The following is a 25,781-nucleotide window of genomic DNA, read 5'->3' as shown; positions in this document are numbered from 1 at the left end:
TCTCAGCGTATGATCCGTTCGATGGGCATGACTAATATGTCTTTTGCGCCAGCGCGTTTTAACTGGTTGATCAACTGGTAGACCCGTTCCTCTTTCACGACGGCGTGAACGGCGACCAGATTCTCGTCGGATGCCACGTCCATCACCGTCGGACCGGAGAGGCCGGGCAGCACCTCTCTCACGTCCGCAAGAGCGCTCCGGTGGACGTTCATCATCAGGTAGCACTGCCCCTTCGCCCGGATGACGCTCTCTAGGGCGAGAACGATCTCGTCGATCTTCTCGCGTTTAGCCGTGAGCGAGGCGGGATTCGCCACCAGGATCGTCGTGGAGGCGAGGACCTCGTCGATGACGCGGAGATGGTTCGTCCGGAGGGTCGTCCCCGAGGAGGAGAGGTCGACGATGGCGTCGGCGATCCCGAGGTGCGGCGTCGCCTCGCATGCCCCGCCCACGGTCACGATCGTGACGGCGACCCCGTGCCCGGCGAAGAACGAGCGGGTGATCGACGGGAACTCGGTCGCCACCTTTGCCCCCGCAAGGTCGGCGACCGTCTCGATATCGGACTCCTCCGGCACGGCGACGACGAGCGTGGCCCTGCCGGTCTGCAGGTCGAGGACCTGCTCGACCATTGAACCCCGCTCCATGACCATATCCCTCCCGGTAATGCCGAGATCGGCGACTCCGCTCGCCACGTACTCCGGTATATCGATCGGGCGGGCGAAGAGGATCTCCACGTTCGGGTCCCGGGTCCGGGTGATGAGCCTTCGCTCGCTCCCGCCTTCGGCCAGGTGGAGGCCGCTCTTCTCGATCAACTCGTTGATGGGCTGCGCGATTCTCCCTTTGTTCGGGATGGCAAGACGGACGAGCCCGGGTCCGGGCACGGGATGCCGGGATGACGGTTTACTCATGGGTTACAACAACTCCGAAAAACCGGGAAGGTTAGAAGGTAGAGAGTTCTCCCCTGATAACCTTCTCGGTGATGGTGGGGGTCTTCTCCAGCCACTCGTCGATGATCGCCTCGACGTCGGGCTTTATGGACTTGATGTCAAAGCCGGGCTTTGCAAGGATCTGGGCGCTTGCCACGTGCGGCTGGTCGATAGGATAGCCGATCTGGGAGAGCATGCGGACGTACATCTCCTCGATGCCGTCGACCTTCGCGACGCAGTCCTGCGCTACCTGGGTCGCGAGGAGGTTGTAGATCTTGCCGATGTGATTGATCGGGTTCTTGCCGCTCGTCGCTTCCATGCTCATGGGGCGGTTGGGGGTGATCAGCCCGTTCGCGCGGTTGCCGCGGCCGACGGACCCGTCGTCGCCCATCTCGGCCGAGGTCCCTGAGACCGTCAGGAAGACGCTGCTGCACTCGAGGTCGTCGGCGGTGTTGATGGCGACATTGACCGATCTTTTAGTGAACTGCTTTGCGACCGTCGTGATCTGCTCGGTCAGGAAGTTCTTCTGCTCGATGTATTCGGCGATGCTCGAGCAGTAGCGGTCCACGAACGCCATCGCTATGGTGAGGGTGATGGCGTCGCCGTCACGCAGGCACATGATCTTGCAGTCCTGGCCGATGACGGGATACTTCGGGCGGAGCGTACTGTCGATGTACGCGGCGACGCCCCTGACAATGCTCTCCGCCTCGCTGAACGGCGCGTGTCCGACACCGAACGAGGTGTCGTTCGCCCGCGGGACTTTCCCCTCGCAGGACCGGAAGACGTCCTGCAGGTCGGTCGACCCCTTTCCCATCCGGCAGTCGACGATGACGTCGCGGTCCATGTTGATGGCGGGAAGGATCTTCCTGACGTAGTCCCGTGCCGCCTCGACGGCGATCGCGTCTGTGGGGATGTTCACGCCGTTGAAGGTCTTCGTGGCCCGGCCCGATATGAGGAAGTAGATCGGCTTTGTGATCGTGCCGCCGCCGAACTTCGGGAGCGATTCTCCTGCAACGACCTCGCCCTGGTCGGTGTTGTGGTGCAGGACGCTGCCGCACTCCTCCAGGTACGACCTGCTGAGCGCCCGGCTGATCGACTCCGCGATACCGTCTGCGAGGCTGTCCGGGTGCCCGAGGCACTTGCGCTCCACCAGTTCTATCCGCTGCTTCTCGATCGGGATCTGGTCAAGCCCTTCTACGCTGATGTTCCTGGTCATCAAATCCACCGTAGTTCTAAAGTGTGATAAGAGAAATGATTGCAATTCATATAACCATTTCTAACCGTCACTACGAAGGCGGATGTCGGAACGGATGCTGATCTTGCAGTTTCCGTCCCTGAAGATGCGTACCATGCCTCCGCTCTCGGAGACCGTGATGCCGATGGCCGGGATCTCGTGCGTGATGGATGCGGTTGCGCGGTGCCTCCCTCCGAGGCCCCCGGGAAGAGAAATGCCACGCCCGGTGACGTCCAGGTAGCGGCCCGCCGACCGCACCTCGCCGTTCTTGTCGATGACGAAGACGCCGTCGAGCTGGGCGAATTCCTTGACGCTCTCCCAGTTATCCTTGTTCTTGATGTCCCGGAGGGCGGCGGGCTGCCCCTGGTAGGGGTTGAGGATCGCCTGGTGGGAGTGCCGGAAGATCTCTTCCGGATCTCCGATGATGAACGCGGTGCCGATGGCTCTCCCTTCTCTCCCTTCGACCGCGATCTCGAGGGCCAGCGTGAGGGCTGCGTGGAGCACCTCGCGGGGGGCGATATCGGAGAAGTCCTTGAGGTTGATGAAGTTCTTTCCCTCCTCGATGTCGTAGATGACAACGGCGTAGGGAAAGACGCCGACGACGAGGCCGGTCTCCAGGTTCCGCCGGAGATAGAGGTGGACGGCGGCGTCCAGCATATGCCGCTCGCTCACCTCCAGGATGTCGTGCATGGTGAGGTCTTTTAAGACATCGAGCTGCAGCTCCTGCACCCGGATGATCGGGACATCGGGCGTCCCCGGGGGGAGCGGGACCGGATCGACGAACGAAACGACCGCGAGTGCGCCGATCTTCGCCGCCACATCGCAGGCGGTTGCGAGCATCAGGTCGCCGTTCATAGCACCTCGCGGATCAGCCCCGGTATCTCCGAGGGCCGGGATGCGACCGGGACACCGAGGGCGGAGAGCCGCCGGACCTTGGACCGTGCGTCGCCTTCGCCGCCCTCGATGATCGCACCCGCGTGGCCCATACGCTTCTCGGGCGGGGCGCTCACGCCGGCGATGTAGGTGACGACCGGAAGATCGGCCGACCGGACCCCTTCCTCTTCGAGGTTCCCCCCCACCTCGCCGATGACGACGACGGCCTTCGTCTGCGGGTCGTCCTCGAACCGGGCGAGTGCATCCACGAACGTCTGGCCGATGACCGGGTCGCCGCCGATCCCGACGACGGTGCTCTGGCCGATGCCGGCGCGGGTGAGCTCGTCGACCACCTCGTAGGTGAGGGTGCCGCTCCGGGAGACGACGCCGACCTCTCCCCGGGTGGCGAGGTGGGCCGGCATGATCCCGAGTTTGCACTCCCCCGGCGAGAGGAGTCCCGGGCAGTTCGGACCGATGACCGTGCAGTCGTGGAGTTTCGCGTAGGCGATCGCCTTCATAGCATCGTGGACCGGGATGTGCTCGGTGATGACGACCGCAAGCTCGATCCCCGCGTGCGCCGCCTCCATGACCGAGTCGCCGGCAGCGCCTGCCGGGACGAAGACGACGCTTGCGGTCGCGTCGTGCTCGCGGAGCGCCTCTTTTACGGTGTTGTAGACCGGGACACCGTGGACCTCCCGGCCCCCCTTCCCGGGTGCGACCCCCGCTACGACGCCCCGGCCGCCGACCTCGCGCGCGTAGGCGTTCATCAGTTCCGTGTGGAACGTGCCCTGTCTGCCGGTGATGTTCTGCACGATCACGCCGAGATTCTTGTCACCATAGATCATTTTGCGACCTCCATCGCCGCTTTCACGGCCGCATCCATGCTCTCGAGCATCCGGTAGCCGCATTCGGCGAGCAGCCGCCGCCCTTCCTCCTCGTTCGTCCCGGCCATCCTGACGACGACCGTCGGCGCGACGCCGGCGGCGATGATCCCCTTCGCCACCTCGTCGCACCGGGTGATGCCGCCGAGGAGGTTGACCACGATCACCGCGACCTTCGGCATGCTCGCGACGAGCCGGACGGCGTGCATCACGCGCTCCTGATCGGCACCGCCTCCGACGTCGAGGAAGTTCGCCGCCCTGCCCTGATAGTACTCGATCAGGTCGAGCGTCGACATCGTGAGCCCGGCGCCGTTGCCGATGACGCCGATGCTCCCGTCCAGCTCCACGTAGGAGAAGCCGTGCTTCTCGGCCTCGCGCTCGCGCTCCGAGAGGTCGCGGTTGACCGCTATCCCCTGGCGGGCGAGGGCGTTGTCGTCGACGATCAGCTTCGCGTCCGCCGCGTAGACCCCTTGCGGCGTCTTCACGAGCGGGTTTACTTCCGCGAGCATGGCATCCTTCTCCTGGAAGACGTGATAGAGGCTGTTGATGACGGGGGCGAGTTCCTTCGGCGCTCCGCCGAGGAGTTCCCGCATCAGGAACGGCGGGATGTCCCGGAGGAGGGGGGATACGACGACCCTCCTCACCGCGGACTCGTCCGCTCTCGCCGCATTCTCGATCTCCACCCCGCCGGCGTCCGCGAAGAGGACCACCGGCTGTCTGCTCGACCGGTCGACCGCGATGCTGACGTAGTACTCGTGCTCGATCGCCAGGCGCTCCTCGACCAGGATCTCCCCGACCGGGACGCCCTTGATCTCCCGGGAGAAGAGTTCCCGGGCGGTCTCTTCCGCCGTCGCATCGTCGGCCATCAGGACGCCGCCGGCCTTTCCGCGTCCGCCGACGTCCACCTGCGCCTTCAGGACGACGCTGTCGCCGATCTCCGGCAGGTGTGCCGCGATCTCTTCGGGCGCCCGTATAACTACCCCCTTCGGGACCGGAATGCCGTACCCCGAAAAGACCCGTTTTGCCTCGTATTCCAGTAGTTTCATAGGTTACACGCTCGTTCTCCGAGTTCGAATCCCCGTTTTAATGCCTTTAGATTCAGGTCCTCGGTGCCTCTGGGCACGCTGTCGAGCACCGCACGCTCGATCGCCTCCCTGCTCACGACCCCGGTTGCGGTCGCGAGGGCGCCGATCATCACGATATTCGCCACGATCTCCCGGCCGAGAGTGCTTTTCGCCTCCGCCGTCGCCGGAACCTCGCAGTAGCGGCAGATCGGGCGCGACCGGACCAGGTCGGAATCAAGGAGCATGACCGCGTCCTCCCGCGCCCGGATCCCATACTTCTCGAATCCCTGCTGGGACATGATGACGTAGATATCGGGGTCGGCCACCTCGGGGTAGAGGATCGGGACATCGTCGATCACCACCTGCCCCATCGAGGCCCCGCCCCGGGCCTCCGGGCCGTAGACCTGTGTCTGGACGGCGTGCTTGCCGTCGTAGAGGGCTGCCGCCCGCCCGAGGATGACTGCGGAGAGGATGATCCCCTGCCCGCCGTATCCCGAGAACCTGACTTCGTGCCTCATCGCTTCACCCCCATCGCCGGCCGGCTCCGCCGGACCAGCTCCCCGACGGTGAAGGTGCCGTCCGGGACCGGCTTTCCTTCTCCGACCAGCCGGTCGCGCTTTTCGACGAGCATCGCGTGGCTCCGGAGATACTCGATCATATCCTGGACCCGCCGGAGTTTGTTGTGGCGGCCGTAGTTGGTCGGGCACTGGGTTCTTGCCTCGATAAACGCGAGCCCCGGCGTCTGCATCCCGGCGGCGACCGCCTTCGTGAGTTCTTTGACGTGATAGGACGTCCACCGGGCGACGTAGTTTGCGCCGGCGGCGACGGCGAGTTCCGCGAGGTCGAAGGCCGGTTCGCTCATCCCGTAGGGCGTCGTCGTCGAGACGGCCCCGAGCGGCGTCGTCGGACTCCCCTGCCCGCCGGTCATGCCGTAGATCTGGTTGTTCATGCAGACCACGGTCAGGTCCACGTTCCTGCGGCAGGCGTGGATGAAGTGGTTCCCGCCGATGGCGGCAAGATCCCCGTCGCCGGTGAAGACGACGACGTTTAAGTCCGGCCGTGCCATCTTCACCCCGGTGGCGAACGCGAGCGCCCGCCCGTGGGTGGTGTGGAGCGAGTCGGTGAGGATGTAGCCGGGAGCGCGGGAAGAGCACCCGATCCCGGAGACGAAGACCGTCTCTTCACGTTTCCAGCCCATCTCCTCGACCGCCGCGAGGGTGCAGTTGATAACCGTCCCGTTGCCGCACCCGGTGCAGTAGATGTGGGGCAGGCGGTCCTCCCGGAACCAGTCGGGCGCGATCATCGGTACACCTCCAGTGCCCGCACGAGTTCGGCGGGGGTATGCAGTTCGCCGCCGATCTTCGGGATGGAGATGACCGGCTGATCCACGTGGCGCTGGACCTCCCGCACCATCTGGCCCATGTTCAGTTCCGGCATCAGGAAGACCCTGGCGTTCGGGAAGACCTGCAGGGCGAACTCAGGGAACGGCCAGACGACCCGGAGGCGCAAATGACCGATCGAGTCGTCGGGCCGATCGCGCATCACCTGCTCCACCGTCCGCGACGGCGGGCCGTAGGTGACGAAGACCGTCTCGGCGTCGGGGTTCACGACCTCGTAGTCGGCGATCTCGCGGCGGGCCGACTCGATCTTGGCGACCAGCCGCCGCACGAGCTTATCGTGCGCCTCGGGATCGGTCGTGTCCGGGTAGCCCCGCTCGTCGTGGGTGAGGCCGGTCACGTGGACGGATCTCCCCGAGCCGAAGGGTGCGAACCCGGGGATCCCGTTGTCCCCCGCTTCGAACGGGAGGCTCCCATCCGCGAGGGGGCGGGGGCGTTCGACCTCGACCGCATCGGGGATGGTCACCCGCTCCCGCATGTGGCCGACGATCTCGTCGGCCATCAGGAAGGTGGGGACCCTGAACCGGTCCGCGAGGTCGAACGCCTTCACCGTCAGGTCGAACATCTCCTGGACGGAGTTCGGGGTGATCGCGATGGTGCTGTAGTCGCCGTGCGACCCGAACCGGCACTGGAGCATGTCCCCCTGGGCCGCCCGCGTTGGCTGGCCGGTGCTCGGGCCGCCCCGCTGGATGTTGACGATGACGCACGGCGTCTCGGTCATGGCCGCGTAGCCGATGTTCTCCATCATCAGCGAGAACCCGGGGCCGCTCGTCGCGGTCATGGCCCGGACTCCCGTCCAGGCGGCGCCGATCACCGCGGCGATGCTCGCGAGTTCGTCCTCCATGGAGGTGAAGACCCCGCCGGCCTTCGGGAGCCTCCGGGCCATGGTCTCGGCTATCTCAGTCGACGGCGTGATCGGGTAGCCGCCGAAGAACCGGCATCCGGCGGCGAGCGCGCCCTCCGCACAGGCGACATTCCCCTGCATGAACTCAACTCTGCTCAAAATTCCACCTCCACCCGATGAGGCTCAAACGGCTTCTCGTCGATCCAGGAGATTGCCTGGTCGGGGCAGATCATGTGGCAGACCCCGCAGAGCATCCGCCCGTAGAGGGCCTGCAGCCTGCAGTTCGTGCACCGTTCGGGGCGGTCGAGGACCGGGGCGACAATTCCCCGGCTGTTGAGCTCCGTCCCTTCCCGAAAGATCCCGTAGGGGCAGACCAGCACGCAGAGATTGCATCCTTTGCAGCGGCTTTCATCGATGACGAGTTTCATGAGACGGTATCCTACCTGGTATTGAATCGCTGGTGAAATTGTGTTTTCGCTTTCTCGCGTACGGCCTCGAAGAGATCGCCGCCGTGGGCGTCGATCCCGACCGTCAGCGGCAGGCAATCAGCCTCGATGACCCAGACCGCCTCGGCCATGCCGAGATCTTCGAAATGGACGCCTTTAAGGCTCATACGGGCGGCGGCAAGCGCGGCGCAGCCCCCCGTGAGCGCGAGGTAGACGGCGCGCCCCCGGAGTTGCTCGACCACTTCAGGCCCCATCCCGCCTTTGCCGACGAGGGCGCGGACGCCTGCGTCGATGAGGAATCCCGTGAGGGCGTCCATCCGGGCGGACGTGGTGGGCCCGGCAACGACGAGCCGGCCGTCCTGCACCACCGGGCCGCAGTGGTAGACAACGGCGCCCTCCGGTTCGAAAGGGATGCCTTCCTTCATCATCCGCAGGTGGGCCTCGTCCCGGGCGGTGTAGATCGTCCCGGAGAGGGTTACCCTGTCGCCCGCCCGGAGCGAGAGAACCTCGTCGCCGAGCGGTGTCGTCAGGTTCAACGCTCCACCTCCACGGTCGCCCGGCGGCAGGCCCAGCACTGCACGTTCACCGCCACCGGGAGGGACGCGGTGTGGCAGTCCGCCCGCTTCACCTTCACCGCGAGCGCCGTCGTATCGCCGCCGAGACCCATCGGCCCGATGCCGAGGGCGTTCACCGCGTCGCAGATCTCCTGCTCGTAGTCGTCCATGGTATCGACCGGGAGGAGCAGGGCTTCCTTTGCAAGCGCTGCCGCCATATCGAACGTCCCGCCGATCCCGACGCCGAGGATCACGGGCGGGCAGGGTCTCCCTCCCGCAAGGAGCATCGTCTCGGCGACGAACTTCGGGATCTGTGCTGCCTGCGAGGGGAGGAGCATCCCGATCCTTGAAGCGTTCTCGGAGCCTGCGCCTTTCGGGAGCACGGTTACCGTGAGCCGGTCCCCGGGCGTCACGTGGACTGCAGGCATCCCGGCACCGGTGTTGTCGTTGGTGTTCTCCCGGGTGAGCGGGTCGACGACGTTCGGACGGAGCGGGATTGTGGCCGTCGCCCGGCGCACCCCTTCCCGCACCCCGCTAAAGAGGTCGGGCGAGAACGGGATATCGGGAGGCAGGGTGAGGTAGACCACCGGCACGCCGGTATCCTGGCAGATCGGCACCTGCCGCTCCCCGGCGAGTGCGATATTCTCCAGGATATTGGCGAGTTCCTGCCGTGCGATCTCGTCCCTCTCGGCCGCCGCCGCCCTCCGGAGCGCTGCGAGCACGTCGGGAGGGAGCCGGATCTCGGCCTCTCTAAGAGCCCTCTCTGTGGCGTCTGCCAGTGCGCCCGAAAGTGCCGTGTCTGCCGGGTTAACCATCATTTATACTGGTGGGAAGCGACTATAAAAACCTATATTCCCCCAGGTACCGGATCTGCCGTCTATGAGGCGCTCCTCGCAAAAAGGATGGGACGGGGTGCGGGTTTACGCTACCGGTACCTGTTCTTCTACGATCCTCGCGGGGGTCGGGATCTTGTAGATGCCGCGCTTGAGGGAGGCCTTTGCCTTCTCGGCGTGCTGCGGGCTTGTCCAGACGGAGAAGACCTTCTGGCCCCGTTCAACCCGTGCCGCGGTTCCGACGGCCTTTCCGAAGGCGAGGCGCATGCCTTCCGAGACACGGTCCGCTCCTGCGCCGGTTGCCTGCTTGTTCTCACGGAGAACGTGGTGCGGGAAGGTCCGGATCTTAAAGTGGTAGTTCGCCCTCCCGACCTCCTTCTGGAGCTGCCTGTTGATGCCGGTACGGGCGGCCTCGAGGGCCGTGTGGCGTATCTGGCATGTCTCCTCGACGACGATGGAGAGTTCGACCGGGAAGTTCTCGCTGAGGTTGCCCATATCGAACTGCACGATCTTGCTGCCCGGCACGCCGCCCATGTATTCCCTGCGTGTATATGCTTTCTTTGCGAGATTCCTGTACATCTTCGCTGGTTTTCGTACCATTGTTAAAAACTCCTGCCGATCTATGAGTGCTTTATAAAATGGAGATCTCCGCTAATAAACCTTACTGGGTGTTTTCGGTCTCATCGATCATCCGGAGCACCCTTCGGCGAACTTCCGCGAACTCGGCGCTGGTGCGGTCCCGCGGTCGGGACCAGGGGATCTCGATGATCTCCCGGACCGACCCCGGCCGCGGGGAGAGGACGACGATCCGGTCGGAGAGGTAGACCGCCTCGTCGACGCTGTGGGTGACGAAGACGATCGTCTTCTTCGTCTGCTCCCAGAGGAAGAGGAGCTCTTTCTGCATCCGGTTCCGGGTCTGGGCGTCCAGCGCCCCGAACGGCTCGTCCATGAGGAGGACGTCGGGGTCGTTTGCAAGCGCTCTCGCTATCGCCACCCGCTGCCGCATCCCGCCGGAGAGCTCGAAGGGGTAGGCGTCCCGGAATGAGGAGAGGCCGACCATATCGAGGTAGTGATCCGCCGTCCGCCGGCGCTCCTCCTTTGCGACGCCTTTCATCTCGAGGCCGAAGGCGACGTTGTCGATCACCCTTCGCCAGGGAAAGAGGGAGTATTCCTGAAAGACCATCCCCCGCTTCGGATCCGGGCCGGTGACCGGACGGCCGTCGACGGTCACGCTCCCGGCGGTCGCGGTCTCGAGCCCGGCGATGATCCGGAGAAGCGTCGTCTTCCCGCACCCGGACGGCCCGACCAGGCAGACGAACTCCTCGTCGCCGATCTCGAGGTCGACGCCTTCGAGCGCCTGCGTGGCGGTGCCGTCCTCCTTCGGGAAGGCCTTGCCCAGATCCCGTATCGTAACCCCGCTCATTCTAGGCCACCTCCCCTGCATGCCACCGCAGAAGCTGTCGGTCGACGTAATTCCTGAAGATGCGGTCGATGATGAGGCCTGCAAGGCCGAGGATCAGCATGTAGACGACGACGTTGGGCATCTGGTGGAGGTAGTAGTTATGCCAGAGCTGGTACCCGAGGCCGTACCTGGAGACGCCGAACATCTCGGCGGCCACGAGACACATCCACCCGACGCCCATGGCGATCCTGATGCCGGAGGCTATCGCCGGAATGGCGGCGGGAAGGGCGACGTAGCGGATCAACTCAAAGGAGGTGTCGCACCCGAGGACCTTGCCTGCTTCAACAAAGACCTTCGGGACGGCCCGGAACGCGGAGTAGGTCGCGGTCAGGATCGGGAAGAACGCTCCTGCAAAGATGACGAAGCCCGCCGCCTGGGTGGTGAGCCCGAACCAGATGATGGCGAACGGGATCCAGGCGAGCGGCGGGATGGGGCGGAGGATCTCGATGATCGGGTCGAGCAGGAAGTCCGCGACCCGGAACCATCCCATGAGGATCCCGATAGGGACGCCGAGGAAGAACGCCGCAATGAGCCCAATCCCGAAGTGTTCGAGACTGACCATCGTGTCCGCAAGAAGGGTGCCGGACCCGAGGAGGTTGACGAATGCGCCGGCGACGTCGGTGACGCTCGGGAGGATGAAGGATCGTCCTACCACGTATTCGGCGATTATCTGCCAGATCACTGCTACGGCAATGAGTGCTGCGATGCCGAGTAGTCGTTTCTGTGTCTGTAGGTTCATGGTTCTATTCCATTGCCCGGTTTACTTGCCGGAAGGCGGGGGAAGACCGATCCGCTCCGGAAGGTTCTCTCTTATTTCATCGACACATCCCTAAAAGATACTTTTGGAGGGAAAAACGGTAGGGTTCCCGGGTTATGCCCGGGCTTTCTCGTAGAAGGAGAGGTCGAAGAGGTCGTCCTGTGTGAGAGGTTTGCTGATGTAGCCGAGTTCGTACTGGAGCTCTGTGTATTCGACCACCGACGACGTGATGACCTGCGGGTCGGCGGTCCAGGTGCCGTCCCAGTCCCGGAAGGACGCCTTCACGGTCTCGACGTTCTGTCCGGTCTTCTCTGCGTAGAGGGCTGCAGCCTCGTCCTTATGTTCGAGGTTGTACTCCGTCGCCTTGATGTGGGTCTTCACGACCTGCTCGACGATCTCGGGGTGCTCGCGGATCAGCGAACCGCTCGCGACGAGAACGCAGCATGCGTGATCTTTCAGCATCTCTCCCGACTTCACCACGGTTCTCCCCGTACCCTCCGCCGCGATGATGGCCGGAGACGGGTGGGGCAGGAAGACGCCGTCGACCTGGCCCGCGGAGATGGCGGTGGTTGCGGCGCCGGGGTCCATGGGGATGATCTCAACGCTTGCGGGATCGACACCGTTCTCCTCGAGCCAGGTCCGCAGGATGGTGTCCTGGATTGTTCCCGGCGGGAAGGTCGCGATCTTCTTGCCCACGAGGTCGGCGGGGGTCGAGTACGGGACTTCGTTCCTGAGCACCAGGTCGGACCCCTGCGTCTGCACCGCGGCAACGATCTTGGCGTCAAGCCCGGTGCTGACGGCCGCGACGAACGGGGCGGCGCCGACGTAGGCGACATCCAGGTCCCCGGCAAGCATCGCCTGCATCTCGGGCGCGCCGGTGCCGAACTCGTAGTCGGTCACCTGCGTGATGCCGAGCGGCGCGAGGTCTTCCTGCCACCATCCCTTCTCCATCGCGGTGACGTGGGCGATCTGGTGGGTGCTCGGCTGGTAGCCGATGCGCAGGTGCGTTACATCGCCGGTGCCTGTTCCGGTGCACCCGCTCACAAACGTGAACGCCGCGACCAGGGCCACGGCCAGAAGAATTGCGGTAATCGGTCTCATGAATATATCCACCTGTATGGGTAACTGGTATACGGTGTAATCTTCACGCTATCGGTATATAGAATTGTCGAAAACCAGGGGCATTACTATACTTTAGTAGAAATAACTGCCTTTATTTTTTCCTTATAGGGTGATATGGATGCCGGGTATGGAGGCCGACCGGGGATGCATGAGCCCTGAGGGGTCTGGCTGCAAGAACGGTGATCGGGAGGGGTCGACCGCGTCGCCACCGATCACGGGACCCCCGGCCGGCTGCCTCACGAGAGCCCGCCCGTAATCTCCGGTGCCTGCGGGGTGTGGTTTTAATCTCTCCCCCGGTCAAACGGTACAGACAGGACTGTTGATAGGATGCGAACGGATCAGATTCGGCAGGGCCGTCTCTCCGGCGAACGTTCGGGCGATCTCGAGCACTTTCTCGCGTCGATGGACGCCGACCGCTGGATTGCAGGAGCGGACCTCCTCGTGGACATGGCGCACCTCCTCGGCCTCCGGCGGCAGGAGATCATCGACGAAGCTCCGGCACGGGCGCTGATGGCGGCGCTCCTCGACCTCCACGACCACGGCCTCCCGGAGGAGGCGTTCGACGAGCGGTTCGAGGACGTCCACGCGGGCAAGGAAGCCTACCTCATCGACCGGGTGGGCGAGGACTTCGGCGGCCGCCTCCACATGGGCCGGTCCCGCAACGACGAAGTCGCCACCTGCATCAGGATGCGGCTCAAGGAGGAGATCATCGCCCTCGTACGGTCGCTCGCCGACCTGCGGCGGACCCTGCTCGACGTCGCCGCCGGGCATACGGAGACGGTGATGCCGGGCTTCACCCACCTCCAGCACGCCCAGCCCACGACGCTGGCCCACTACCTCCTCGCCTACGAGCAGGCCTTCTCACGGGATACTGCCCGGCTGCGGGAGGCGTATGCCCGGGTGGACGTATCGCCCCTCGGTTCGGCGGCGTTCGCCTCGACGGGTTTTCCGCTCGACCGCGACTACACCGCCGCTCTCCTCGGCTTTTCCCGCCCGGCAGCAAACAGCATGGACGCGGTCGCCGCCCGGGACTTCGCCATCGAGGTGCTTGCTGATGCAACTGTCTGCATGACGACGGCAAGCCGGCTCTGCGAGGAGCTCGTCCTCTGGAGCACCGCGTTCTTCGGGTTCGTCCGGCTCGACGACGCCTACTGCTCCTCATCCTCGATCATGCCCCAGAAGAAGAACCCGGACGTCGCCGAGATCATGCGGGCGAAGGCCGGGTCGGTCGCAGGTTCGCTTACTGCGGCGATTACCATCACCAAGGGTCTCCCGATGAGTTACAACCGCGACCTCCAGGAGCTGACCCCGCACCTCTGGCGGGGCGTGGAGGCCACCCGGCAGAGTATCCCGCTCCTTTCCGGGATGATCGGTTCTGCGACGTTCGATACGGAGCGGATGGCCGCCGAGGCGGGCAGGGGCTTTTCTACTGCTACGGAGCTCGCCGACGTCCTCGTCCGGGAGTACGGACTTGCATTCCGCACTGCCCACCGGATCGTCGGGCGGGCGGTACGGCACGGCTCGCTCGACCTCGCCACGCTCGAGGCCGCCGCCCGGGAAGCGGCCGATATCTCGGTCGTGGACCTGGGGATAACCCCGGAGAAGATCGATGCCGTTCTCGACCCGCGCCACGCCGTTGCCGTGCGGAGCATCGTCGGCGGCCCGGCGCCTGCGGCGGTCGCGGTGCAACTTGCGGAGCAGACGGAACTCCTCGCCCGGGACGCGGCATGGGCGGAGGAGACCCAGACGGCGCTCTCGCGCACGTTTGAAGACCTTATCCTCGAATCACGGAGGCTGGCAGCATAATGGAGACACTTCAGACCGGAGACCTGGTGCGCTATGCGAACGGCGGGACCGCGCTCACCGGCACCTACATCACACAACGGGACGGGATGGCCGTCGTCAAACTGGACAGCGGCTACAACATCGGGACGTCGCCCGAAAAGATCGAACTCGTCGAACGAGCGGCCCCGCAGCCGCCGGCAGGCGCGGGAGTCGTCGTCCAGAACCCCGACCTCCCGGACCTCGCCATCATATCCACCGGCGGGACGATCGCAAGCAGGGTGGACTACCGGACCGGAGCGGTGATGAGCCAGTTCTCGGCGAGCGACATCCTGAGGGCGATCCCGGAGCTCGGCGATATCGCCCTCTACCGCGACCGCCAGGTGGCGAGCATCCTCTCGGAGAACATGCGTCCGGCACTCTGGCAGGAACTCGCCCGGGCGGTCTACGACGAGATCCGGCACGGGGTCGCCGGGGTGATCGTCACCCACGGCACCGACACGATGGCCTACTCGGCGGCGGCGGTCAGGTTCATGCTCAAGACGCCGGTGCCGGTCGTCTTTGTCGGGTCGCAGCGGTCCGCCGACCGCCCGAGTTCCGACAACGCCATGAACGCCCTCTGCAGCGCCGCCGTCGCCACCGGCGATCTCGGGGAGGTGGCGGTGGTGATGCACGCGACGACGAACGACGACCGGTGCGCCGTCCACCGGGCGACGAGGGTCCGGAAGATGCACACCTCCCGGCGCGACGCCTTCCAGAGCATGGGGATGGCGCCGCTCGGCTACGTCGATTACCCCTCGCTCTCCGTCACCCTCTCGGACGAGGCGGTCCGGCGGGGAACAGAGGAGCCGGAGCTCCACGATGCGCTCGAAGAGCGCTGCGCTCTCATCCACTTCTACCCGGGGATGCCGTCCGGGGTCCTCGACGCCTTCGAGGGCTGTGCGGGCCTGGTCATATCGGGGACGGGGCTCGGGCACGTGGCGACGGCGTGGATCCCGAAACTTCGGGAGTTGATCGAGGACGGGATGACCGTCGTCATGACGTCGCAGTGCCTCCACGGCCGGGTATGCGACCGGGTCTACAACACGGGAAGAGATCTTCTTGCCGCCGGCGTCATCGAGGGCGAGGATATGCTCCCCGAGGCGGCGCTCGTCAAACTGATGTGGGTGCTCGGGAACGAGTCGGACCCCGAACGGGTGAGAGTGCTGATGCAGACCGACCTCGCGGGCGAGATCCGGCGGAGGTCGGTCTGATGGACTACAAGGAACTCGGCCTCAAAGCCGGGATAGAGATCCACCAGCAGCTCGACACGGCCGAGAAGCTCTTCTGCCGGTGCCCCACCTGCCTCCGGGATACCGCCGAGCGGACCGGGGAGTTTCACCGCTACCTCCGGGCGACGGAGAGCGAACTCGGGGAGATCGACCGGGCGGCGCGGGAGGAGATGAAGCTCGTCCGGAAGTTCTGCTACTACACCTACGACACGGTCTGCCTGGTGGAGCACGACGAGGAGCCCCCGGCCCCGATGAACCCCGAAGCGCTCGAGGTCTGTCTCACGATAGCAAAGATGCTCGGCATGACGCCCGCCGAGCAGGTCCACACGATGCGGAAACTCGTCATCGACGGTTCGAACACCAGCGGGTTCCAGCGGACGGCGCTCGTCGCGCTCTCCGGCGCCCTCCCCGACGGTTGCCGGATCGAGACGATCTGCCTCGAGGAGGAGGCGGCGCAACGGGTGGAGGACGAGACCTTCTCCCTCGACCGCCTGGGGATCCCGCTCATCGAGATCACCACCGCTCCCTGCATGCACACCCCCGAGGCCGTCCAGCAGGTCGCAGGGCATATCGGGATGGTGCTCCGCTCGACCGGCCGGGTGAAGCGCGGCCTCGGGACGATCCGGCAGGACGTCAACATCTCCATCGCGGACGGCGCCCGAGTGGAGATCAAGGGCGTCCAGGAACTCGACCTCATCGCCGAGGTGGTGCGCCGCGAGGTCGAGCGGCAGGTCGCCCTCCTCTCCATCCGGGACACCCTTCGGGAACGCGGCGCCCGGGTGGACCACACCGTCGTCGACGTCACCGCCCTCTTCTCCGGGACGGCGTCCGCCATCTTAAAGAAGGCGAAGTCCATCCTGGCCGTCCGGCTCTGCGGGTTTGCGGGGCTCGTCGGACGGGAGATCCAGCCCGGGCGGCGTCTCGGGAGCGAGATGTCGGACTACGCGAAGAAGTGCGGCGTCGGCGGGATCTTCCACACCGACGAACTCCCCGCCTACGGCGTCACCGCAGAAGAGGTGGCGCGCCTGCGAGAGTTCGTCGGCGCCGCAGAAGAGGACTGCGTCGTCATCGTGGCAGCAACCCGGCAGCGTGCCGGCTGTGCGGCCGAGCAGGTGATGATCCGCGCGGAGATGGCTCTATTCGGCGTGCCCGAGGAGACCCGGAAGATGCTCGAGGAAGGGAGCACGGCCTACATGCGCCCGCTCCCGGGAGCCGCCCGGATGTATCCCGAGACCGACGTCTTTGAGGTCGAGATCGACGCCGCCCGGTGGGAGAGCATCGCGGTGCCCGAACTCCTCACCGACCGGGCGGAACGGTTCGTCCGGGAGTTCGGTCTCGACGAGGCGCTGGCACGCCAGGTGGCGTTTTCCGAGCGGCTGCCGACGTTTGAAGCGGCCGTCGCCGCCGGCGTCCGCCCCACCGTCGCGGCCAGAACGCTCCTTGCCACCTGCCGGGAGCTCGCCCGCGACGGCGTGGCCGTCGGCCGGGTGAGCGAGGACGAGATCCTCGCCCTCCTCTCGGCCGTCGAGGCCGGGCGGGCTGCAAAGGAGGCGATCCCGGACCTCCTCGCCGAACTCGCACGGACCGCCGGCGAGGGGGCCGGGGCGCCTCTGGACCGGGTGGACGCGGCCATCGAGAAGATGGGCCCCGCCGTCTCGGGGGCGGATGTGGAAGCGATCGTGCGGCGTATCGTGGCCGAGCGCGAGGCGTTCGCCCGGGAGAAGGGCATGGGCGCGCTCGGCCCCCTGATGGGGGTCGTCATGCAGGAGATCCGGGGGAGCGTGGACGGGAAGGTCGTCAGCGAGGCTCTCCGGCGCGAGCTCAAGCGGCTGCTCTCCTGATTGCGGGCACGCTCGCTTCCTGACCCGGGCCTGTCCCGGGTTACTTTTATCTGCGGGTCTGCTCATAAATATAAAGGAGTTTCATCATGGGAAAGACAGGAAGTGTCCAGTGGGCCCAGGTCAAGGGCGTGAAGGGGCAGATAAGACTCGTCCCTGCAAGTGAAGGCGAAGTGAAGAAACCCGGCCCGAACCAGCGGTTCAAGGCTATGGCGGATATCCAGAAGCGGGCGAACCGGGAGGGGCAGGACCAGCGGCGCGGCGGACGCGGCGGACGTGGCGGACGTGGCGGCCGGGGCGGCAGAGGAGGAGGAGGCACCCCCACGATGGACGTGCGGGTACGCCGGAGCGTGCGGCGCGCCAAGGTGTCGGCTCTCGGGACCAAGCAGAAATCGAGATAAACCGTCCCCCTCTTCTCCTTCAATACTTTTTATACTAGCGAGTTCCAGTATGTGGTATGGATCTCAAAACCGCCATCAGAACCTATCAGTTTGCCGAACGGGCGAAATCCGAACTGATTGTCGGGTCACAGCTGACGACAGCGCTGATACAGTTTCCGCTCCAGGAGAAGCCCGGCGGAAAGCGGATGCTTTTGATGGTGCTCGAGTCGATCCGCTCGGAGCTTGAGTTTGCATATGGCGATACGGAACTTTCTGAGTTTAAGAAAGCCATCGATCACCTCAACGAGGCGATCAGCCTGACCGAGAGCATGGAACTGGGCGCCGCGTCGGAGCGGATGAGCAGGGCCGTCAGCGCCGTCACGACCGCAGCCCAGGCAGCGTGGGATACGCTCAAAGAGCATGAACTCCTCTGAACTGCTTCGCTTCCTGAAAGCACGGTCGTCGGTCCGGGAATACTCCGGGGAGCCGCTTGATCCGGAGGATATCGATGACATCCTGGCCTGTGCAAGTACTGCGCCGAGCGCCGGCAATCGCGAGGCCTGGGACGTCGTCGTCGTCACCGATGAGGATGTCAGGGTGGAACTTGCGCTCGCGGCCCTCGAGCAGGTGCATATCCGGGAGGCGCCGGCGATCTTCGTGGTCTGTGCGAACTACGTCCGCTCGATGTCGCACTACGGGGAGCGGGGGATCCTCTACGCGCTCGAGGACGCCACCATCGCCTGCACCTACATGATGCTCGCCGCACATGCCCGGGGCCTTCACTCGTGCTGGACCGGGGCGTTCAACGAAGACGAGGTCCGCGAGGTCCTCGGCCTCCCGCAGCATCTCCGCCCCGTCGCGCTTCTTGCGGTCGGCAGGGGAACGCCGCCGCTCGAACCCATGGAGCGGATGCCGGTGGAAGAGCACGTGCATCGTGAGACCTGGTAGGATACTTATTTCGGAGAGATTATGCCGGATTATTTGGTTACGCTTGAATCAGCGTGGATAATTAAAGACGTCAAGTCTATGGACGACGCGGTGAGCATCGCGATCAGCGAGGCCGGGAAACGGCTCAACCCCTCGGCGAAGTTCGTGGAGATCGAGGCGGGGATGATCGCCTGCCCCTACTGCGAGGGCGAGTTGAACACCGCGCTCGTGGTCGCCAATACCGCCCTCGTCGGGCTCGTGCTCCAGATGAAGGTCTTCCGTGCGGAGTCCGACGAACACGCGGCCCGGATAGCGAAGTCGGTCGTCGGGAAGGCGCTGCACGACGTTCCGCTGAAGGTCCAGGAAGTGCAGGCATTATGATCGCCGTCGTCGGGCATACCGCCATCGATCACCTCTTCCGGGTACCGAAACTTCCCGGGCGGCACAACTCGACGTACATCACCGATCATTCGGTCTACTTCGGCGGCGGAGCGGCGAACATCGCGGCGGGGATCGCGACCCTGGGGGAGCGGTGCCGGCTGATCTCATCGGTCGGCGGCGACTTCCCGGGCAGCGACTACGACCTCTGGATGCACGATCTTGAGATCGTGCAGGACTTCTCCGTTGTCAGGGATGCCCGGACCGCAACCGCCTATGTCTTTACGGACGAGGCCGGCGACCAGGAGACCTTCTTCGAGTGGGGTGCCTCCGCCGCGTTCTCCCGGGCGGAAGCCCCCGCTCTCGACTTCGTCCACATGGCGACGGCGGACCCCGACTTCAACGTCCGGGTGGCCGAAAAAAGCAGATTCGCCTCCTTCGACCCGGGCCAGGACCTCCTCCGCTACACTCCCGACCAGCTCGAGATCATCCTTGCGAAGATCGACATCCTCTTCTCGAACAACCACGAGATGGACCGGATGTGCGATATGCTGGGACTGGAGCGGAATGCGCTCGTCGCGTCGATCCCGATGACGGTCACGACCCGGGGAGCGGAAGGGAGCATCCTCTGCATGGACGGCGAGGAGCACCACGTCCCGGCCGTCAGGGTGGAAGCCGTCGACCCCACCGGCGCCGGCGACGGTTACCGGGCCGGGTTCCTCACGGCGTTCCGGAAGGGCTACGCACCGCTCGACTGTTGCCGTGCGGGAGCGGTGGTCTCGTCCTTCGTCGTCGAGCGGACGGGCACCCAGACGAACCTTCCCGACTGGGACCGGATGCTTGCACGCTACCGGAAGGTCTTTGGTGAGCCCGGGGAAATAATTGTCTGAATTATGGGGTGTACAGCGCTGATCGCCGGCGGGAAGATGCCGGCTTCTGCTCCCGGCCCGAGAGCGGCACACGGGGGCGCCTGATGGAGTTCGGCCCCGACGTGCGGGTCGAGCGGCTCACCCGCTATATCTTCTCCGCCCCGTCCTGGCCGCGATCGCTTGCGATCCTCATCGTGCTCGGGCTTCTCATCGACGCCGCTACATACCGGGCCGGGCCCGAGTTCTTCCTGATCGGCACCCTCGGGTTCACGGTCCCGGCACTGGTCGCCTTCCTGCTGACCGTGCCGCTGGTAGGGGTTTCCGGCCGGCATATCACCTGGAACCGGTCGGCTCTCCTCGCCCTGACCTGCACGGTTCTCTCGGTGATCCTGAGTCTCTCGCCGGTCCTGGTCTTCGGCAGGGACCTCTTCCCCACGCTCTACGCGGGCGCTCTCGGCCTGGTCTTCGGCCTCCGGCTGCTGGTCCTCGTAGCCGTCGCCGACTACCGGATCACCCGGATGGTTCTCCCCGCGTTCATCCAGGGTGCGGCCGGGATAGCGGTCGGTGCCTGGTTCTTCACGCCGGGGTTCGTTCCCTACGCCCTCCTCCTCCAGGGGGTCTTCGGGCTGGGTTTTGTCTCCCTGATCTGGCTGATCGAGCGGCCGCTGAAGCGGGCGTTCCAGATCAGCGGGCTCAACTTCCTCAACACCTTCATCGCCCACCTGACTGACGGCTCGAAGAAGATGGAAGACTTCTTCCGCGAGATCGGCGAGGAGGTCTACGTCCCGGAGGTCTCGCTCTTCTTCTCCCGCGACTCCGGGAGGGATGTCCTCTTCACGGTCCCGAACGTCCACCCCGGACCGATGGGCGACGTCGGCGGCGGCAACCTCCCCCGGCTCCTCCACGACACGTTTCCCGAGGAGACGCTGGTCGCGCACGGCTGCGCCACCCATGACTTCAACCTGGTCTCGGAGAGCGAGATAGAAAAGATCGCCTGCGCCGTCGAGGCGTCCCGGGAGGGGCTTACCTTCTCAGGCACCGCGAGCCGCCCGGTCCGGGTGGTCTCCGGCTCCGTGGCGATCCTCTGCCAGCGGTTCGGGGACGCCCTCCTGATGGTGAGCACCCGGTCCCCGGAGCGGACGGAGGACCTCGATTACTCGATCGGGATGGCGATCATGGCGGAAGGGCGGGGTTCCTTCTCCCATGTCGCCTTCGTGGACGCCCACAACTGCATGACCAGCGTGGGTTCCCCGGTCCTCCCGGCGACGCGGATCGCGACGGAGTACATCGCCGCCGCACACGAGGGGTTCGCCGTCGCGCGGGACCTCCCCGCGGAGCCGCTCGCGATCGGGGTCTCCCACGTCCGGGTCCCGTTCTCCCGCGAGCAGGGGTTCGGGTCGCTCGGGGTGCAGGTGCTGGCGACGGAGGTCGGCGGGAAGAAGGCGGCCTACGTCCTGGTCGACGGGAACAACATGGCCCAGGGTGTCCGCGAACGCCTGCTCGCGGTGGTGCTCGAATTCGTCGATGAGGCCGAGATCATGACCACCGACACGCACACGGTGAATACCGTCAGCGGCAAGAACCCGGTCGGCTACGTGGTTCCGGCGAAGGAGATCGTCCCGTACGTCGAGCAGGCGGTCACCGAAGCGGTCGCCGACCTCGCTCCGGCCCGGGTGGGGGCGGCAACGGCCTCGTGCGAGGGGATCGTCGTCTTCGGGTCGCAGCGGGTCTCGCAGCTCGCAAGCACCGTCAACGCGATGCTCGCGTTCATCGCCCCGATCAGTTTCATGATCCTCGTGCTCGCGTTCCTGCTCTCGGTCTTCGCCTACCTCGTGCTCCAGTAGGGCGGGATGGCATTTTTTCTTTTGAGACGTCCAACACTGGTTCATGGAGTACCGGTTTTCTTCCCGGATGAGGCGGATCCCGGAGTCGTTCCTCAAGGAGCTCTTCCGCGTCTCGACGGTCCCCGGAGTGATATCGTTCGCCGGCGGCCTGCCGGGCTCGGCTTACATCGACGTCGAGGGGATCCGGGAGGCGGCCCGCGAGGTCTTCGCCGAAGAGGGCCGGACGGCGCTGCAGTACACGACGACGGACGGCTACCGGCCGCTCCGGGAGTTCATCGCCGACCGTTATCGGAGAAGGCTCGGCCTCCCGGCGACGCCTGAGGAGATCCAGATCGTGAACGGCTCCCAGCAGTGCCTTGACCTGGTCGCGAAGATCTTCCTCGACCCCGGGGACGCCGTCGGGATGGAGCGGCCCGGCTACCTCGGCGCTATCGAGGCCTTCTCCCTCTACGAGCCCGACTTCTATTCGGTTCCGCTCGAGGAGGACGGGCCGGATCTCGCGGCGTTCGAGTCGCTTGTCCGGGAGCATTCACCCAGGTTCTTCTACGGCATCCCGAACTCGCAGAACCCTTCGGGGAGGACCTACTCGCAGGAGAAGCGGCGGGCCGTCGCGGAGATCCTCGAGGGGACGGAGACGGTCTTCTACGAGGACGACGCTTTTGGAGAACTTTTCTTCGACGGGAAGCCCCGGCTGCCGGTGAAGCGCTACCTCCCGGACCAGACGGTGATCTCGGGGTCGTTTTCTAAGATCGTCGCCCCGGGGATGCGGATCGGCTGGCTGTACGCGCCGGCACCGGTCCTCCGGGAGTTCAACGTCGCGAAGCAGGCGGCCGACCTGCACTCGAACTTCCTCTGCCAGGTGATCCTGCACCGCTACCTCGTAACGCACGATCTCGACGCCCATGTTCGCCGCGTCGCGGCGGTCTACGGCAGGCACTGCCGGCTGATCTGCGATCTCCTCGACGACCTGATGCCGCCGGGCACGACCCACACCAACCCCGAGGGCGGGATGTTCATGACCGCGACCCTGCCGGACGGCGTCTCGTCGATGGAGGTCTTTTGCGAGGGCGTCAAAGAAGGCGTCGCGGTCCTCCCCGGTGCGCCGTTCTTTGTGGGCGGCGGCGGGGAGGACACGATCCGCCTGAACTTCTCGGCGGCCGGCGAGGAGGAGATCGCCGAGGGGATGCACCGGCTGGCGAGGGTGGTACGGCGGCTGGCGGCCTAGACCGGGGTCGCACCCTATTCGGGCAGGCAGGGCCGGCTCCGTGCCGGAGCCCGCTCCACCTGGACGAGCATCAGCACCGCCGGCTCGTCGCCCACGGTCCCCGAACGGTGGCCCCTCTGTCCCCGCTCGTCGGGCCGGGTGTTCTGGTCGTTCCCGAACGAGAGTTCCCCCGGCCCCATCTCCACCCGCGTGCCGTCCATCGTCTCCACGAACCAGCGGCCCGATATGGGCACGATCCACTGCGGTTCGGGGTTCTCGTGCCACTCGCCGACCCAGCCCGCGGGCAGGACCAGGACGACCACATGGGCGGCCGGGTTGCTCAGCCTGTCGATCCACGACGGCGCGGCACCGCTCGATATGCTCGCGAACTCGAAGTTGCTCATCCTGCAGCGGTCCTGGCGGCTCACGCCGTCCTCATCGGTCCAGACGTGCCAGTAGGGCACTTCGGGCCTGTCCGGGTTACGGTTCGTCTCCATGGCGGTTTCCAGCTTTCCGGGCCCGGCCTCAAATACCTTTGGGCCCGGGGGTTGAGACGGAGAGGGCCTGCCGGACCCGGTTTTCGCCGAAGACCCGGCCGGGCGTCGGACTTAATACGTTCCATTGACAATAGGTATTGGTTCTCTTCTTGAGCGAGGGTAGCCAAGCCCGGCCAAAGGCGGTGGACTTAAGATCCACTCCCGCAGGGGTCCATGGGTTCGAATCCCATCCCTCGCATCTGGAATTTGGGTTATATCCCCGCACATTCAGGTTGTTCGGGAGGTGGTCGGGGCAAACAAAGTGAGCCCCGGCCAGACAAGGCGCTTTTCTGCGTTTTTTCACCATGAGATCATTGCCTTGTTTTATTCCATAATTTTATATGCTCATATGTACTCTAGTGCCCCGCTGAAGCTGGGTGAGAAGGGTATGGCGCCTGAACAGCTGTCGTCGTCACTTCAACTGTGGTCGATTCATCTTGCCGAGAATGCGATACCCGACGAGTCTGATTTCGCCCCGTTGCTTGTCAGTGCTTTTATCGCCGGGGGGAAACAGCGGGAGGCACTTTTCAAGACGGATAACGCCCCTGAAGGCTCGTTTGTGCCCGGGGGAATGGTCTTTCTTCTTCCCCACGTTCTTGCGGGAATTTTTGCCGCAGTTCCATACATTCTCAACCTCCTGGGTTCGACGGCATCAATAAACAACACCCTGACGACGGTCTGTAATATCCTCTCGCTACATGACCGGACAAAAGAGGTTCTTGTCGAACCCGAACTTCAGCAAGGTGCAGATCGGGTGCAAGAACCGATTTACTCACTCAGGCAGGTAGTATCGATCATCGATGAACAACTGAAAGATATCCCTCTTCCGGAAGAAGAGCGTGGCTGCATCGCATATCGGATAATCCGCGCACTATTGGAACAGCCTGACGGAACCATGGAGGCTATCGGGCGCCTTAAGGAAAGTACATGAATATTGTTCCAGAGGAAGGAAAACTATACCTCCTCCCTCCTTATCTCTGGATATGGCTTATAATCTTTATAGCAACCTTTCGTTTTAACCTGAATTTTCTCCTGATATTGCTTTCCGACATGCTTTCTACGACCCCTCTTCCAGGCGAGGAGCTCGTTCCGTTTGGATTTCTTTTTCGATTAGCAAATTTTTTTGAGATTTTCCCACTGCTGATCATAATCATCGGCGTTCTTTCTCTTGTAGCTCCGTCTATCAGACGATCGTACATACGGCGGAAATATGGCCTTACAGACGAAGTTCAGATCGCAACCATCCCAGAGATTTCCGCGTTTATCCGGAACTACCTGCCCGATGTTTCCATATTGAACAACCCGATGCGCACGGATCAGGTAGTTTTCATCTATCCCAGCAGTTTTCAAAAGGCGGGTATGGGCCTCATGGGGGGTGTGATGAAACTCTGGAAAACGGATAACGAGAGTGCTCGCGGAGTCCTCCTTCATGAGATCGCCCATGTCCGAAACGGTGACACCCTGATCACCGGTGCGGGAAGCGGTTTTCGAATCCTGCTCAACTTCTGGCCCGTCCTCTTTGTTGTTACGGTCGTTGTCCCGTTTTTCATCGTAGCCCTCGTGACTTCATTTCAGCCAATGTTCATCGAACTCTCTGGATCGATGCCGCCCGGGGAATTTATTATCAATATATTTGCATGGCTTCTAGTGATACATCGTAATTTTCTATTCATAGCTCTCCCGGGGCTATTCATAATTTTGCTGACATCCCTGATGTGGGTTGCGAGTATTATCTTCTTACCACTGGCAGCCCTCTGGTATTCGGAACTTGCGGCCGACTGTGTTGCAGCCCGGTGCCAAGGGGCATCGGCACCACTTGTCAGAGCGTTAAGTTTGTATTCCATGCCGGTTTCCCGATGGAGGTGGCTCCTCGCACGTATGACACATCCTCCTACAAGGCTTCGGTTGTTTATGTTACAACGAGTCTCTGCGCCTTTCATTCACATGTTATTGCTCATTTTGTTTTTTCCAGCCGCTGTGGTCGTATCTATGCTTATTACGGTCCTGTATTACGCCACATTCGATCTAGGGCTTCTCTTGACCGCTCCACGATCAGTCTCCACCGCAACACGTATCCTCCCGGGGGTGACTATCATTACCGCAACATCCCTTTTATTCGTCGGCGTAAGTGTCCTGCTGTGGCCTTTCATCGTGAGATTCCTGCATGGGTTGCCGTCCGATGAGGATAATAGTAGTCTTCTCCTGTGGAAGAGAGCGCATCTCATGGGCGGGATAATTACGCTCATTCTAGCCGTACTCTTAACGGGCACTTTACTCACGTAGCGGTACTTCTGGTCTATAGTCCGCCCATAACAGCCTCAGTATACGACCCCACCCTAGATCAACACTAACACGATTTTTT

Annotated in this window: 28 protein-coding genes and 1 tRNA gene; 13 read left to right on the top strand and 16 right to left on the bottom strand. The window is 64.1% G+C overall.

Translation table 11 applies throughout. The features are described 5' to 3' along the window. Window positions 1–2 precede the first annotated feature (2 nt). From hisG to DIC75_RS11590, 15 genes are all read right to left on the bottom strand, one after another. Entirely contained in the window at window positions 3–905 is a 903-nt protein-coding gene (gene hisG / locus DIC75_RS11660; protein ID WP_250988210.1) for an ATP phosphoribosyltransferase, read from the bottom strand. 31 nt (window positions 906–936) lie between these two features. Further along, window positions 937–2,139 carry a methionine adenosyltransferase gene (locus DIC75_RS11655; RefSeq protein ID WP_250988209.1) on the bottom strand — a complete coding sequence of 401 codons (1,203 nt, stop codon included), beginning with the start codon at window positions 2,137–2,139 and terminating at the stop codon, window positions 937–939. 60 nt (window positions 2,140–2,199) lie between these two features. Continuing rightward, complete coding sequence (locus tag DIC75_RS11650; RefSeq protein ID WP_250988208.1) at window positions 2,200–3,012, bottom strand: DNA integrity scanning protein DisA nucleotide-binding domain protein; 813 nt, start codon at window positions 3,010–3,012, stop codon at window positions 2,200–2,202. Continuing rightward, the gene (gene sucD, locus DIC75_RS11645; RefSeq protein ID WP_250988207.1) at window positions 3,009–3,875 is read right to left on the bottom strand and encodes a succinate--CoA ligase subunit alpha; all 867 of its coding nucleotides are present in this window, start codon (window positions 3,873–3,875) and stop codon (window positions 3,009–3,011) included. The genes DIC75_RS11650 and sucD overlap by 4 nt, the downstream gene beginning before the upstream one ends. After that, complete coding sequence (locus tag DIC75_RS11640) at window positions 3,872–4,957, bottom strand: succinate--CoA ligase subunit beta (protein ID WP_250988206.1); 1,086 nt, start codon at window positions 4,955–4,957, stop codon at window positions 3,872–3,874. The genes sucD and DIC75_RS11640 overlap by 4 nt, the downstream gene beginning before the upstream one ends. Continuing rightward, window positions 4,954–5,493, bottom strand: coding sequence for a 2-oxoacid:acceptor oxidoreductase family protein (locus DIC75_RS11635; protein WP_250988205.1), 540 nt, complete (start codon window positions 5,491–5,493; stop codon window positions 4,954–4,956). The genes DIC75_RS11640 and DIC75_RS11635 overlap by 4 nt, the downstream gene beginning before the upstream one ends. Then, the gene (locus tag DIC75_RS11630) at window positions 5,490–6,278 is read right to left on the bottom strand and encodes a thiamine pyrophosphate-dependent enzyme (RefSeq protein ID WP_250988204.1); all 789 of its coding nucleotides are present in this window, start codon (window positions 6,276–6,278) and stop codon (window positions 5,490–5,492) included. Before DIC75_RS11630 ends, DIC75_RS11635 begins: the two co-directional genes overlap by 4 nt. After that, entirely contained in the window at window positions 6,275–7,375 is a 1,101-nt protein-coding gene (locus DIC75_RS11625) for a 2-oxoacid:acceptor oxidoreductase subunit alpha (RefSeq protein WP_250988203.1), read from the bottom strand. Before DIC75_RS11625 ends, DIC75_RS11630 begins: the two co-directional genes overlap by 4 nt. After that, on the bottom strand, window positions 7,372–7,644 hold the full coding sequence (locus DIC75_RS11620; RefSeq protein ID WP_250988202.1) for a 4Fe-4S dicluster domain-containing protein: 273 nt from the start codon (window positions 7,642–7,644) through the stop codon (window positions 7,372–7,374). The genes DIC75_RS11625 and DIC75_RS11620 overlap by 4 nt, the downstream gene beginning before the upstream one ends. 11 nt (window positions 7,645–7,655) lie before the next feature. Continuing rightward, a complete protein-coding gene (locus tag DIC75_RS11615) occupies window positions 7,656–8,198 on the bottom strand; it encodes a FumA C-terminus/TtdB family hydratase beta subunit (protein ID WP_250988201.1) in 543 nt (180 codons plus the stop codon). Further along, the gene (locus DIC75_RS11610; RefSeq protein WP_250988200.1) at window positions 8,195–9,034 is read right to left on the bottom strand and encodes a fumarate hydratase; all 840 of its coding nucleotides are present in this window, start codon (window positions 9,032–9,034) and stop codon (window positions 8,195–8,197) included. The genes DIC75_RS11615 and DIC75_RS11610 overlap by 4 nt, the downstream gene beginning before the upstream one ends. A 102-nt stretch (window positions 9,035–9,136) precedes the next feature. After that, the gene (locus DIC75_RS11605; protein ID WP_250988199.1) at window positions 9,137–9,649 is read right to left on the bottom strand and encodes a 50S ribosomal protein L16; all 513 of its coding nucleotides are present in this window, start codon (window positions 9,647–9,649) and stop codon (window positions 9,137–9,139) included. Window positions 9,650–9,710: 61 nt separating this feature from the next. Next, window positions 9,711–10,472, bottom strand: coding sequence for an ABC transporter ATP-binding protein (locus DIC75_RS11600; RefSeq protein WP_250988198.1), 762 nt, complete (start codon window positions 10,470–10,472; stop codon window positions 9,711–9,713). A 1-nt stretch (window position 10,473) separates the two neighbouring features. Continuing rightward, window positions 10,474–11,250 carry an ABC transporter permease gene (locus tag DIC75_RS11595; RefSeq protein ID WP_250988197.1) on the bottom strand — a complete coding sequence of 259 codons (777 nt, stop codon included), beginning with the start codon at window positions 11,248–11,250 and terminating at the stop codon, window positions 10,474–10,476. Between the two features lie 132 nt (window positions 11,251–11,382). Beyond that, entirely contained in the window at window positions 11,383–12,369 is a 987-nt protein-coding gene (locus DIC75_RS11590; RefSeq protein WP_250988196.1) for an ABC transporter substrate-binding protein, read from the bottom strand. 348 nt (window positions 12,370–12,717) lie between these two features. On the opposite strand from DIC75_RS11590, the gene argH reads away from it, so the two are divergent. The 10 genes from argH (at window position 12,718) to DIC75_RS11540 (ending at window position 22,904) form a co-directional block, all read left to right on the top strand. After that, a complete protein-coding gene (gene argH / locus DIC75_RS11585) occupies window positions 12,718–14,196 on the top strand; it encodes an argininosuccinate lyase (protein ID WP_250988195.1) in 1,479 nt (492 codons plus the stop codon). Beyond that, window positions 14,196–15,425 carry a Glu-tRNA(Gln) amidotransferase subunit GatD gene (gatD, locus tag DIC75_RS11580; protein ID WP_250988194.1) on the top strand — a complete coding sequence of 410 codons (1,230 nt, stop codon included), beginning with the start codon at window positions 14,196–14,198 and terminating at the stop codon, window positions 15,423–15,425. The genes argH and gatD overlap by 1 nt, the downstream gene beginning before the upstream one ends. Further along, window positions 15,425–17,284, top strand: a complete 1,860-nt coding sequence (gatE, locus tag DIC75_RS11575; protein ID WP_250988193.1) for a Glu-tRNA(Gln) amidotransferase subunit GatE — start codon at window positions 15,425–15,427, stop codon at window positions 17,282–17,284. The genes gatD and gatE overlap by 1 nt, the downstream gene beginning before the upstream one ends. 86 nt (window positions 17,285–17,370) lie before the next feature. Continuing rightward, window positions 17,371–17,682 carry a DUF5350 domain-containing protein gene (locus DIC75_RS11570; RefSeq protein ID WP_250988192.1) on the top strand — a complete coding sequence of 104 codons (312 nt, stop codon included), beginning with the start codon at window positions 17,371–17,373 and terminating at the stop codon, window positions 17,680–17,682. Window positions 17,683–17,738: 56 nt separating this feature from the next. Beyond that, the gene (locus tag DIC75_RS11565; RefSeq protein WP_250988191.1) at window positions 17,739–18,095 is read left to right on the top strand and encodes a hypothetical protein; all 357 of its coding nucleotides are present in this window, start codon (window positions 17,739–17,741) and stop codon (window positions 18,093–18,095) included. Continuing rightward, window positions 18,082–18,609: a nitroreductase family protein gene (locus DIC75_RS11560; RefSeq protein WP_250988190.1), complete on the top strand. Its 528-nt coding sequence runs from the start codon at window positions 18,082–18,084 to the stop codon at window positions 18,607–18,609. Before DIC75_RS11565 ends, DIC75_RS11560 begins: the two co-directional genes overlap by 14 nt. A gap of 21 nt (window positions 18,610–18,630) precedes the next feature. Continuing rightward, complete coding sequence (locus DIC75_RS11555) at window positions 18,631–18,969, top strand: DUF555 domain-containing protein (protein WP_250988189.1); 339 nt, start codon at window positions 18,631–18,633, stop codon at window positions 18,967–18,969. Next, window positions 18,966–19,856: a carbohydrate kinase family protein gene (locus DIC75_RS11550; protein ID WP_250988188.1), complete on the top strand. Its 891-nt coding sequence runs from the start codon at window positions 18,966–18,968 to the stop codon at window positions 19,854–19,856. Before DIC75_RS11555 ends, DIC75_RS11550 begins: the two co-directional genes overlap by 4 nt. A gap of 83 nt (window positions 19,857–19,939) precedes the next feature. After that, window positions 19,940–21,679, top strand: a complete 1,740-nt coding sequence (locus tag DIC75_RS11545; protein WP_250988329.1) for a DUF2070 family protein — start codon at window positions 19,940–19,942, stop codon at window positions 21,677–21,679. Window positions 21,680–21,722: 43 nt separating this feature from the next. After that, complete coding sequence (locus DIC75_RS11540) at window positions 21,723–22,904, top strand: aminotransferase-like domain-containing protein (RefSeq protein ID WP_250988187.1); 1,182 nt, start codon at window positions 21,723–21,725, stop codon at window positions 22,902–22,904. Between the two features lie 14 nt (window positions 22,905–22,918). Here the strand turns inward: DIC75_RS11540 and DIC75_RS11535 are convergent, their stop codons facing one another. Continuing rightward, entirely contained in the window at window positions 22,919–23,380 is a 462-nt protein-coding gene (locus DIC75_RS11535; RefSeq protein WP_250988186.1) for a cupin domain-containing protein, read from the bottom strand. Between the two features lie 153 nt (window positions 23,381–23,533). Between DIC75_RS11535 and DIC75_RS11530 the strand changes: the two genes are divergently transcribed. From DIC75_RS11530 to DIC75_RS11520, 3 genes are all read left to right on the top strand, one after another. Further along, a tRNA-Leu gene (locus DIC75_RS11530) sits at window positions 23,534–23,618 on the top strand. Between the two features lie 45 nt (window positions 23,619–23,663). Next, window positions 23,664–24,350, top strand: a complete 687-nt coding sequence (locus DIC75_RS11525) for a hypothetical protein (RefSeq protein WP_250988185.1) — start codon at window positions 23,664–23,666, stop codon at window positions 24,348–24,350. Further along, entirely contained in the window at window positions 24,347–25,702 is a 1,356-nt protein-coding gene (locus DIC75_RS11520; RefSeq protein WP_250988184.1) for a M48 family metalloprotease, read from the top strand. Before DIC75_RS11525 ends, DIC75_RS11520 begins: the two co-directional genes overlap by 4 nt. The last annotated feature ends 79 nt before the right edge of the window (window positions 25,703–25,781 follow it).

Source organism: Methanoculleus oceani, from assembly GCF_023702065.1.
Classification (GTDB): Archaea; Halobacteriota; Methanomicrobia; order Methanomicrobiales; family Methanoculleaceae; genus Methanoculleus; species Methanoculleus oceani.
This window is presented reverse-complemented; position numbering and strand designations above follow the sequence as displayed.

What these genes read in the sequence shown, in the direction of transcription:
- hisG (WP_250988210.1), bottom strand. Translation starts at nt 905, where the DNA reads ATGAGTAAACCGTCATCCCGGCATCCCGTGCCCGGACCCGGGCTCGTC.
- DIC75_RS11650 (WP_250988208.1), bottom strand. Translation starts at nt 3,012, where the DNA reads ATGAACGGCGACCTGATGCTCGCAACCGCCTGCGATGTGGCGGCGAAG.
- DIC75_RS11550 (WP_250988188.1), top strand. Translation starts at nt 18,966, where the DNA reads ATGATCGCCGTCGTCGGGCATACCGCCATCGATCACCTCTTCCGGGTA.
- DIC75_RS11620 (WP_250988202.1), bottom strand. Translation starts at nt 7,644, where the DNA reads ATGAAACTCGTCATCGATGAAAGCCGCTGCAAAGGATGCAATCTCTGC.
- gatE (WP_250988193.1), top strand. Translation starts at nt 15,425, where the DNA reads ATGGACTACAAGGAACTCGGCCTCAAAGCCGGGATAGAGATCCACCAG.
- DIC75_RS11630 (WP_250988204.1), bottom strand. Translation starts at nt 6,278, where the DNA reads ATGATCGCGCCCGACTGGTTCCGGGAGGACCGCCTGCCCCACATCTAC.
- DIC75_RS11570 (WP_250988192.1), top strand. Translation starts at nt 17,371, where the DNA reads ATGGGAAAGACAGGAAGTGTCCAGTGGGCCCAGGTCAAGGGCGTGAAG.
- DIC75_RS11555 (WP_250988189.1), top strand. Translation starts at nt 18,631, where the DNA reads ATGCCGGATTATTTGGTTACGCTTGAATCAGCGTGGATAATTAAAGAC.
- DIC75_RS11600 (WP_250988198.1), bottom strand. Translation starts at nt 10,472, where the DNA reads ATGAGCGGGGTTACGATACGGGATCTGGGCAAGGCCTTCCCGAAGGAG.
- DIC75_RS11560 (WP_250988190.1), top strand. Translation starts at nt 18,082, where the DNA reads ATGAACTCCTCTGAACTGCTTCGCTTCCTGAAAGCACGGTCGTCGGTC.
- DIC75_RS11535 (WP_250988186.1), bottom strand. Translation starts at nt 23,380, where the DNA reads ATGGAGACGAACCGTAACCCGGACAGGCCCGAAGTGCCCTACTGGCAC.
- sucD (WP_250988207.1), bottom strand. Translation starts at nt 3,875, where the DNA reads ATGATCTATGGTGACAAGAATCTCGGCGTGATCGTGCAGAACATCACC.
- DIC75_RS11610 (WP_250988200.1), bottom strand. Translation starts at nt 9,034, where the DNA reads ATGATGGTTAACCCGGCAGACACGGCACTTTCGGGCGCACTGGCAGAC.
- argH (WP_250988195.1), top strand. Translation starts at nt 12,718, where the DNA reads ATGCGAACGGATCAGATTCGGCAGGGCCGTCTCTCCGGCGAACGTTCG.
- DIC75_RS11655 (WP_250988209.1), bottom strand. Translation starts at nt 2,139, where the DNA reads ATGACCAGGAACATCAGCGTAGAAGGGCTTGACCAGATCCCGATCGAG.
- DIC75_RS11565 (WP_250988191.1), top strand. Translation starts at nt 17,739, where the DNA reads ATGGATCTCAAAACCGCCATCAGAACCTATCAGTTTGCCGAACGGGCG.
- DIC75_RS11635 (WP_250988205.1), bottom strand. Translation starts at nt 5,493, where the DNA reads ATGAGGCACGAAGTCAGGTTCTCGGGATACGGCGGGCAGGGGATCATC.
- DIC75_RS11605 (WP_250988199.1), bottom strand. Translation starts at nt 9,649, where the DNA reads ATGGTACGAAAACCAGCGAAGATGTACAGGAATCTCGCAAAGAAAGCA.
- DIC75_RS11545 (WP_250988329.1), top strand. Translation starts at nt 19,940, where the DNA reads ATGGAGTTCGGCCCCGACGTGCGGGTCGAGCGGCTCACCCGCTATATC.
- gatD (WP_250988194.1), top strand. Translation starts at nt 14,196, where the DNA reads ATGGAGACACTTCAGACCGGAGACCTGGTGCGCTATGCGAACGGCGGG.
- DIC75_RS11520 (WP_250988184.1), top strand. Translation starts at nt 24,347, where the DNA reads ATGAATATTGTTCCAGAGGAAGGAAAACTATACCTCCTCCCTCCTTAT.
- DIC75_RS11595 (WP_250988197.1), bottom strand. Translation starts at nt 11,250, where the DNA reads ATGAACCTACAGACACAGAAACGACTACTCGGCATCGCAGCACTCATT.
- DIC75_RS11640 (WP_250988206.1), bottom strand. Translation starts at nt 4,957, where the DNA reads ATGAAACTACTGGAATACGAGGCAAAACGGGTCTTTTCGGGGTACGGC.
- DIC75_RS11540 (WP_250988187.1), top strand. Translation starts at nt 21,723, where the DNA reads ATGGAGTACCGGTTTTCTTCCCGGATGAGGCGGATCCCGGAGTCGTTC.
- DIC75_RS11590 (WP_250988196.1), bottom strand. Translation starts at nt 12,369, where the DNA reads ATGAGACCGATTACCGCAATTCTTCTGGCCGTGGCCCTGGTCGCGGCG.